The organism is Peribacillus tepidiphilus (assembly GCF_009466385.1).
Classification (GTDB): Bacteria; Bacillota; Bacilli; order Bacillales; family DSM-1321; genus Bacillus_BN; species Bacillus_BN tepidiphilus.
Map to the genome: position 1 here is coordinate 23973 of NZ_WIAQ01000030.1, position 7724 is coordinate 31696.

The 7724-nt window shown below is 38.2% G+C and carries 4 protein-coding genes; all 4 read right to left on the reverse strand.

Translation table 11 applies throughout. The annotated features are described in order from the left end of the window. Positions 1-9: 9 nt before the first annotated feature. The gene (yabN, locus tag GD441_RS14310) at positions 10-1482 is read right to left on the reverse strand and encodes a bifunctional methyltransferase/pyrophosphohydrolase YabN (protein ID WP_153127108.1); all 1473 of its coding nucleotides are present in this window, start codon (positions 1480-1482) and stop codon (positions 10-12) included. Then, on the reverse strand, positions 1479-3101 hold the full coding sequence (locus GD441_RS14315; protein ID WP_153127109.1) for a putative polysaccharide biosynthesis protein: 1623 nt from the start codon (positions 3099-3101) through the stop codon (positions 1479-1481). The genes yabN and GD441_RS14315 overlap by 4 nt, the downstream gene beginning before the upstream one ends. Before the next feature lie 260 nt (positions 3102-3361). Beyond that, positions 3362-3898, reverse strand: coding sequence for a stage V sporulation protein T (gene spoVT / locus GD441_RS14320; protein WP_153127110.1), 537 nt, complete (start codon positions 3896-3898; stop codon positions 3362-3364). A gap of 143 nt (positions 3899-4041) precedes the next feature. After that, positions 4042-7563 carry a transcription-repair coupling factor gene (gene mfd / locus GD441_RS14325; protein ID WP_153127111.1) on the reverse strand — a complete coding sequence of 1174 codons (3522 nt, stop codon included), beginning with the start codon at positions 7561-7563 and terminating at the stop codon, positions 4042-4044. Positions 7564-7724 lie beyond the last annotated feature (161 nt).

Genomic DNA, 7724 nt, shown 5'->3' on the forward strand with positions numbered 1-7724 from the left:
GTCTCCCCTTTATATTCCTTTTTTCTTTGCTTCTTCCCAAAATGCATCAAGCTCTTCTAGCGTGAAATCCTCAAAACTTTTTCCACTTTGTCGAACACGTTCTTCTATATACTGGAATCTTCTAATGAATTTCATGTTTGTTCTATGAAGAGCTTCTTCCGGTGATATAGAAATAAATCTAGCGATGTTGACCAAAGCAAAAAATAGATCCCCTAGCTCTGACGCTAACTTTTCTTGGTCCTTTATTTCTTCCTTTAACTCTGTTTCAAATTCAAGAATTTCTTCTTTCACTTTTTCCCAAGCAGGCCATAGCTCTTTCCAGTCAAAGCCGACCTTCGCAGCTCTTTTTTGATACTCATAAGCCTGTAATAAAGCAGGAAGTGATTTTTCAACACCTGCTAAAAGAGAAGTCGTTTTACTTTCTCCTCCCTTTTCGGCTTGTTTAATTTTTTCCCAATTAGAAACAACTTCCTGTTCATTCTCAACATGAACTTCACCGAAGACATGAGGATGACGACGCACCATTTTTTCCGAAATGCTCTGAATGACATCCGTAACCGTAAACATTCCTTCATCCTCAGCAATTTGCGCGTGAAGCATCACTTGAAGTAGCACATCTCCAAGCTCACTGATCATCGCCTCATCATCGTCTTCATTAATTGCATCAATCAGCTCATACGCTTCTTCAATTAAATATTTTTTTAAACTTTTATGTGTTTGTTTTTTATCCCATGGACAACCATTCGGCCCTCTTAACTCAGCAATGATTTGTCGGAGTTTAAAAAATTCCCCATACAATAACTCATCCTTTTGAATTGGAGGAACATAAATGCTTGTTAAATTACTTAATTCCATTTGACGATCCAGTTCATATAATGGTAGCTTTACCACTCTCTCTTGATTGCTTCCCGCTGCTGTTATGATATATACCTGAAAATCATCAGGGTATTTTTCCATTAATGTTAACTTAACCTCTGAAGCAATAAAGCTGTCATACACTTGTCCGATGATGACATGCTGGGTTACCGCAATATCATCTCTTCTTAAAGCTGTTCCATCTAATAATTGAAACCCATCGATCGGATCAATTTTCACGGCTTGGAAAAGAGCATCTAAAAAGCTTTGTCCCCCTTCAATTTTAATCTCAACCCCTTTTTGCGGACCTTTTTCAAGTAACAGCTGAACTGTCATTTCGGCAACCATCGGATGACCTGGGACAGCATATAATATGTCATCTGCTTCCGCCATTTTTAATAGGAGGTCTACAATTTCCTCATATACATCTCTAAAGGAATCGTGCTTTTCATACACATAGTCAAAGCTTTCGAAAGTTACCCCTTCTGCTATTAATTCTGAAATCACAGGGTGATCTTTTGTACGTGCAAAACAGGTTTTAGCTTTTTTTATGATTTTATATACCCCAAGTGGGATTTGATTTATATCTCCAGCGCCAAGACCGATAACTGTAATTTTTTTATTCATTTACCAAAACTCCTACTTATTTTTTTAGGAAGCAGCTTAGATAATTTACTTCCCAACGGAAGCATGGCTAACTCCTCAAGCGAAAATAACCCAAATCGGACGACAACCCATATATAACTAACTGCTCCTATTCCCACTCCACTAATAGCTTGAAGAAAAGCTAAAATCCTTGTTTGTTCTTTTATAAGGAGCTCTTCAAAAATGAAGGTATGTATGGACAATACACCTGTCATAGCTGCAGCACCTGCTAGTACCAACATCACAGACCTAAATCGAAAAATTGGAGCCTTCAATTGTTTTCTTAGAATAACAATAAAACACACTGTCATCCATATAAAGGCGCCTAGCGTAGAATAAGCAGAGCCAACGATGTCAAAAGATGGAACAAGAACAAACATGAGCAATGCTTTTATTACGAGTCCACTCAGGATGATACTTATCGGAATAAAAGAGTAGCCAAGAGCTTGCAAAATGGCTGCTGCTGTCATTAGAATAGAGCTAAAAAAAATCGATCCTGCTAATATGGAAAGTGCCAAACTCCCTTTATCATCTGTGAATAGCATAATATTTGTCGGCTTAATAATACTAATTAATCCAATAGATGCGGCAGTTCCAATCATAAGACTAATTCGAAAAGAAAGCTGGCTATTTTCAATAAGTTCTTTACGATTATTCTCTAGTTTATTTTTAGAAATGAGTGGAACGATTGTTAAAGAGAGTGAAGTAGTTACGACCGTCCCAAGCTGAATGAGAGGCTGTCCCCTGTCAAACACACCCTTCCATTCTTTTGCTTCATGCTCATTAAATCCGCTACTTACCAGGAGTGGAAATAGCTGCAGGGAATCGATCAGCTGAATAAGAACCAGCACCAAGCTTGTGATACAAAAAGCAAAGCCCTGCAATAAAATGACCTTTCCCACCAGATAGAGACTTACGTTTTTTTGATTAGGCTGTTGTTTTCGTAACACATCCCATTCATTTCTTATCCAAAAAAAAGTAAGGAGAATAAGGATGCTAATGATGCCGCCTGCAATAGAACCTAATACTGCTCCTGCTCCCACATCATATAAGGAATATCCCTTTAGAAATAAAACATAAGAAAACACGAGAATGCAAAGTACTCTTACAAATTGTTCTCCTACTTGAGAAACAGCAGTCGGAACCATATTTCCCTTTCCTTGATAGTAGCCGCGCATTACCGAAATAAACGGCATAAATAAAAAGGAAAACGAAGTTAATTTTATAAGGGGCTCAAGTTTCGGATCGTTCATGAGACGAGCAAGCCAGCCAGCTCCCCCGTATAACAGGATAAAGAGGATGGTTCCAAACAGACTTAATACGAAAAAGGTATATAGAAGCAGAGTGCGTATAGATATTTGATCTTGTCTTTCAGCAATCCACTTCGACAACACCACAGGAAATCCATATGTAGAAAAAATAAGTGCGATTGCGTAAAAAGGATAAACTTGCTGGTAAATATAAAAACCTACATCTCCCGCGATATTTTGAAACGGAATTCGATATCCAGCACTTAAAGCTTTCGTAATAACAGCCGCAATCGTTAAAATAAATGCCCCACGAAGGAAATTTATGGAGTTTTCATTCGCCTTGTTATTCATTCACTCTCTCCTTCCTAACAAAAACTCGCGATTGCGACTTGCATGGGGTTGAGTCTCTCTAACGAAGGGATTTTCACTTTGGAGTAACCCTTGTTTTTCTTGTATTATAGCATACTGTACATCATCTTCTGACCCTATAAAGAGGCGAGGTCGTTTCGACTCCATTACTGCTTCCCCACATATCTTTTCTATAGCATTCTTTCTAGTACATGTTAAAAGGCAGCGAAGACGCTGCCTTTTGATAGCATATGACGCGAAATTTAAGATTCCATTTGTCTTGCTAAGAATCCCGCTGCAGTTTCAACTGCTTTTCTTTCCACTTCACTGAGTGTAGACTCTTTGGAGAAAATAATGACAGCTCCAATAGGATCACCATTCGCAATGATAGGGCCAATTGTATAGGATTGAAACTCTTCTTCATTTCCATCCACTAATGCAACTTGGCTTTTTTGTGTTTCTAATGTAGAGTTACGCTCTTCCATTGTTTTCTCAACAAAATCACTAATGCTTTTATTTAAATAATCCTTCTTAGAACCGCCTGCCACAGCAATGTAAGTATCCCTGTCACAGATTAATACCGGACTTCCAAGGCTATCATAAAGTGCTTCAGCGTATTCTTTAGCAAAGTCACTTAACTCACTGATTGGTGAATATTTTTTTAAGATCACTTCACCATCTCGATCTACAAATATTTCTAAAGGATCTCCTTCACGAATACGAAGAGTTCTGCGAATTTCTTTAGGGATTACAACACGACCTAAATCATCAATACGACGAACAATACCAGTTGCTTTCATCTAATGTTGCCTCACTTTCATCTTTTGGTTTCTTGCCGGTGATTATTAAATCGTTGATACGAATCACCTTATTTGAACTTAGTATTTTTTGTTATGGAAACTTCTATACACATTGAAATAATTTTTCTTCAAAATCTAATTCTTTACTTTCTCTTTTTTACATCTTGCAAGCCAATAATAAGGTCCTCTAGCATAGAAAGCCACTCTTTTACAGTAATCCCTTTTATATGCAGGACCATTTTCAATCTAGGCCCCTCCATACCAAGACCAACTTTTCGGCCATATTTTGAAGTAAGCTGAAATACCTTCTGACCATCAATATCACTGCTTGATTGATCTGAGACGAGGATGGTAATTTCCTGCTTCGATTGTTTGATTACTTCAACACCAGCTTTGTTTGCAAAAACTTTAATTTTTGCTATTTGAAGTAAAAGCTCTACCTCCTCAGGATATTCACCAAAACGATCCATTAGCTCTTCTTGCAGCTCTTCCCATTCATCTAATGTTGAGATACCTCTAAACCTTTTGTACATTTCAATTTTTTGATTTCCGTCATTAATATACGTATCAGGTATATAGGCATCCACCTCTAAATCAATTTCAAGCTGTGGTTTGTTCTCTACCGGCTTACCTCCCATTTTCTCCTCAATGGCTTCTTTAAGCATTTGAGAATACAAGTCAAAACCGACAGAATCAATAAACCCATGCTGTTCTGCACCGAGAAGATTACCCGCACCACGAATAGCAAGGTCACGCATAGCTATTTTAAACCCAGAACCAAGTTCGGTAAACTCTTTTATGGCTTGCAAGCGTTTCTCAGCTACCTCCGTCAATACCTTATCCTTCCGGTATGTGAAATAAGCATAGGCTACTCGATTAGAACGCCCTACTCGACCACGTAGCTGGTAAAGCTGGGAAAGACCCATTTTATCCGCATCATAAACAATCAGTGTATTAACATTAGGAATATCAACGCCGGTTTCAATAATGGTGGTGCTTACTAATACATCGAATTCACCTTCTAGGAATCTTAGCATCACGCTTTCCAATTCCTGCTCTGACATTTTACCATGAGCATATGTTACACGTGCATCGGGGACTAACATGGATATTTCTTCTGCTTTTCTAGCTATATCCTCTACCCTATTATAAAGGAAATACACCTGTCCATCCCTTGCTAACTCTCTTTCAATTGCTTCTCGAACAAGCGCTCCATTATACTCCATAACATACGTTTGCACCGGAAAACGGTTTTCTGGAGGTGTTTCAATAACAGACAAATCTCTAACGCCGAGCATTGACAAATGAAGCGTTCTCGGAATTGGAGTAGCCGTCAATGTCAATACATCGATATTGGTTTTTAATTGCTTAATTTTTTCCTTATGAGTTACACCGAAACGCTGTTCTTCATCAATAATTAACAAACCTAAGTCATGATAGGCCACATCTTTTGAAAGTAAACGATGTGTACCCACGACAATATCAATGGTACCTGCTTTTAATCCTTTGATCGTTTCTGCTTGCTGTTTTCTCGTTCGGAAACGGCTTAACAAGCCAATATTAATTGGATAACCCTGAAACCGTTCCCGAATGGTTTCATAATGCTGCTGTGCCAAAATAGTAGTTGGAACAAGAAATGCCACTTGCTTTCCATCAGCAATCGCTTTGAATGCTGCACGAATGGCTACTTCTGTTTTACCATATCCTACATCTCCGCAAAGCAGACGGTCCATCGGTCTTTCGCGTTCCATATCCCTTTTGATTTCATTGATGGAACGGAGTTGATCCTCGGTTTCTTTATAAGGGAAAGCAGCTTCAAACTCTCTTTGCATTTCCCCATCTGGAGAGAATGCATATCCTTTTGAGGCTTCTCTTTCCGCATAGAGCTTTATTAAATCATCGGCAATATTCTGTACAGAAGATTGGACTTTGTTTTTGACACGCTTCCAGTCGCTTCCGCCCAGCTTATACAGCTTTGGCTCTTTTCCTTCTGACGCTACATATTTTTGAACCAAGTCAATTTGTTCAACTGGAACATACAACTTGTCTGTCCCTTGATAGCGTATGTGTAAGTAATCCTTATGAACCCCGTTAATTTCCAGCGTTTCAATCCCAAGATATTTACCAATTCCGTGATTCACATGAACCACATAATCTCCAACTTTAAGCTCGGAGTAGCTTTTAATTCTTTCTGCATTTGAAAGCTTTTGTCTTTTTACTGTTTTTTTCGTCCGCTTATTGAAAAGCTCCTGCTCTGTAATAACTGCAAGCTTATGCATCGGCAGCTCAAAGCCTGTATTAAGATTGCCCAGTATAATTTGAACCTTGCCCGGTAAAATTTGACCATTTTCTCCTAATTCCACTGATTCGATATCATAGTCTTCTAATACCCGACTCAGCTTCGAAATTCGTTCTTGGTCTGGAGCTAAAACAACAACAGAATACTTCCCTTTTTTCCACCTCTCAACTTCAGATTTAAATACATGCATCTGACCGTGAAAATTCTGCATTTGCTTACATGTGAAATTTATAATGTTTTGCGGGCTAGTGAAAGGTACGTGCCGCAAAAATAATGACAAATAAATGAGAGGATGTCTTGATTTCTGTACTAGCTCTTGAAGATTATGAGAAAGCTTTACATCGTGTACAATATGCCCTTCACTCAAAAGATTTGTGTACCATTCTGCTTCTTCATTTTCAAGTGACTCAGCCACTTCTTGTATTCTGCTAATTTCATCTAGAAGCACTATTCCATTAGAGGGAAGGTAATCTAGTAAACTAGCTGGATTGTCATAGGCCAAACTAAGATATTTAAAAATATCATCAGGCTTCGATCCATTTTTCAGCTTCTCTAGCTCATAACCAATATTTTGAACCAAAAGCTCCTTCGCTTTTTCGCTTTTTATTTTTTTTAGACTTGTACTGAGTCCCAATTCAAGTCGATCGACTAGCTTTACAATATTCTCGTCGTCAAGCAATGCTTCAGTAGCAGGTCCAATAGATACTTGGGTCAGTTTATCAATGGAACGTTGATCCTCGACAGAAAAGGTTCGTATAGAATCTACCTCTGTATCGAATAACTCAATACGAATAGGATTACTCTCTGTTAGCGGGTAAATATCAATAATGCCACCACGAATACTGAATTCCCCTGGAGACGAAACCATTTCAACACGATGATAACCCATCTGGATAAACAATGCTAACAAGAAGTCTAAATCTACATCTTCTCCTACCTTAAAATGGATTTGATGCTTTTTCCAAGTCTCTTTTGGAGGAAGAAGCTTACGAAAACCACCCATTGGAACGATGACAATGCCTTTATCATTTTTGGTCCAGTAGTTAAGCGCTTCGATTCTTTGAGCTCTTAGCTCGGGACTTGCGATACTCAACTCAGCTGCAATCAACTCATTTGCTGGATACATAAACACTTCATCTTCAGGCACAAAGCTAAGTAAATCTTCATAAAACTTTTGAGCCTGAAGTAAGTTATAGGTCACAACCATAATAGCTTTATTTGTTTCTTTATAAAGAGAAGCAATAAGCAATGAACGGGAGGAACCAGAAAGACCTGCAACTAGTTGTTCCCTTAAACCTTCTTCTACTCCAGAAAAAATAGATTGAATATCATCATTCTTAGCAAAAGCTTGATGCAAACCGTTCATATAATTCCCCTCCTCTCTTTATTTCGTATTGTCAAAACTTTTATAGTAAATAGGTTAGTAAATCCTATATTAGAGGGCTTTTTGAGCAAAAAAATTGCCACCCCCTGAAATTTAGGTAATAGTGAGGTTACCACACCGACACTAAATCCCTAAATAAAGGA